The organism is Grimontia sedimenti (assembly GCF_011045095.1).
In the GTDB taxonomy this organism is placed as follows: Bacteria; Pseudomonadota; Gammaproteobacteria; order Enterobacterales; family Vibrionaceae; genus Enterovibrio; species Enterovibrio sedimenti.
In genome coordinates this window covers 1-1,551 of the sequence record NZ_JAALDL010000044.1, presented here as the reverse complement: position 1 = coordinate 1,551, position 1,551 = coordinate 1, and the positions used below count along the sequence as shown (strand labels likewise).

General features: G+C 47.8%; 2 protein-coding genes and 1 pseudogene. 1 reads left to right on the top strand and 2 read right to left on the bottom strand.

What is annotated here, in order from left to right:
• A pseudogene (locus G5S52_RS23395) lies at nucleotides 1-377 on the bottom strand (lipoxygenase family protein); the annotation flags it as partial.
• 358 nt (nucleotides 378-735) lie between these two features.
• Between G5S52_RS23395 and G5S52_RS23390 the strand changes: the two are divergent.
• Nucleotides 736-1,071 carry a TraR/DksA family transcriptional regulator gene (locus tag G5S52_RS23390; RefSeq protein WP_165018877.1) on the top strand — a complete coding sequence of 112 codons (336 nt, stop codon included), beginning with the start codon at nucleotides 736-738 and terminating at the stop codon, nucleotides 1,069-1,071.
• Nucleotides 1,072-1,194: 123 nt separating this feature from the next.
• Here G5S52_RS23390 and G5S52_RS23385 read toward each other — a convergent pair.
• Nucleotides 1,195-1,551 (bottom strand): urea carboxylase-associated family protein (locus tag G5S52_RS23385; RefSeq protein ID WP_235956495.1); only part of this gene is annotated, 357 nt, incomplete at its 5' end.

Sequence of the window (1,551 nt, the reverse complement as noted above, 5' to 3'; positions counted from 1 at the left end):
CCTCCTCGATATCGCCATTCATTGGCGTTCGCGACGTCTTCACATTGAACATTTCCGTGAACAACAGCGCCGGGAAGTTTGAGGTATTCAAATGTGTTTTCTTTTCGGGCTTTGGATAAGGCGTAAGCCCGTTGCGCAGAAGTAGTGAAGTCGTATTGAGGCAATGAGACTGGCGGATAGGGAGAAGCGGCTTCTTCGTTGCCGCCTAATCCACCGGGAGGCAAAGCATTCAATATATCTGCTAGAACGCCAGTCCCTTTGTGGCACTGCGCGGCACCGAATAGGGAGCGCGTCTGTACATCACTTGAGGCTGCTGTAGCATTGGGATCCGGAACATTCAGTAGAGACTGAAGTTCTTCGATTTTGTTATCGCTCATTGTTTACCCCTTTATTTCTTGTAGGTGGTTCAACATAGGGACACGTCCAATCCCTTTCTGATTGAGAGAAAAATGCGAAAGTCCGATGCAATCCTTCATCTTGTGGCTCTAGATGGAGGGTGCGGGCATGTTGTTGGAACAATGAAGCTGTATCAGTGAGAAGGGTAAAGACGGTTATCCCTGCACGTAGAAGAGTTGTCTTTAAAAACACTAAAACGTCGAGAATTGATAACTTTCCGGTCAGAAGCCAAGAGTTTGCCTATGGCTTTCGACAAAACCTCAGTTTTTGTCTTAATCCTCGAATCTCTGGTAGTGTGGTTAAAAGTTGAACGGTTGAATTCTGCTTCAAGGACGCGGTATGACAGAGCATCAAGCAAGGCTGCAAAACCTGAAAGCTCACATTCTGGAAGAACTAGATTTGTTGAAAGACCAAGCGGATCCTGTTGCTCTGGACCAACCTTGCATCGGTCGAGTTGCGCGAATCGATGCGATTCAACAAAACGAAATGGCCAAATCCAATCTTAGGTATTTTCAAAGCCAGTTAAATGAAGTGAATGCCGCACTTCAGCGTTTGGAAGATGAAGAGTACGGCTTTTGCGAAGAGTGTGGTGTGGATATCCCCGACGCCCGTTTAGCCATTAAACCGGAAGTCAGATACTGTGTTGGCTGCCAGGAAGGGCAAGAAGCGCGCTAGCTAATCAGGGCGATATTCACTGGGCTGGAATGGTGTCCAATCCTTCAAACTTTCAGGAGGTGCGGTAAACACCTCTACAGTCAGCGGGTGGCATTCCGCCTCGTCGCCAGAGTGCGTCGCGCCTCAATCTCCACCTGGACATGCTGACAATGCCCCAAGCAAATCCGTTTCTGCAAAGAACTCAATATAATCCCCCTTTCTGGCAGGGCTCGCCTTCATAAAATACTGATGTGTATCTTTCGTAAAACCTGTGCACATGAACACATTCAGCACATCATGAACATCATGAACATGTGGTTCCGCTTCTCTCTGACTAACACCGAGCCTGTCTGCAAGTGCTTTGGCGAGATTTGAATGGCAGCAGTGATGGTAATTTTCGCCATGAAGATTGTGATGAGTGTATGGATCGCACCGTGTGCCAATCACGTCATGTACACCAGCACCGTCATCATCCCAGCCATACCATTGCAGTGAATCATC

What these genes read in the sequence shown, in the direction of transcription:
- G5S52_RS23390 (WP_165018877.1), top strand. Translation starts at nt 736, where the DNA reads ATGACAGAGCATCAAGCAAGGCTGCAAAACCTGAAAGCTCACATTCTG.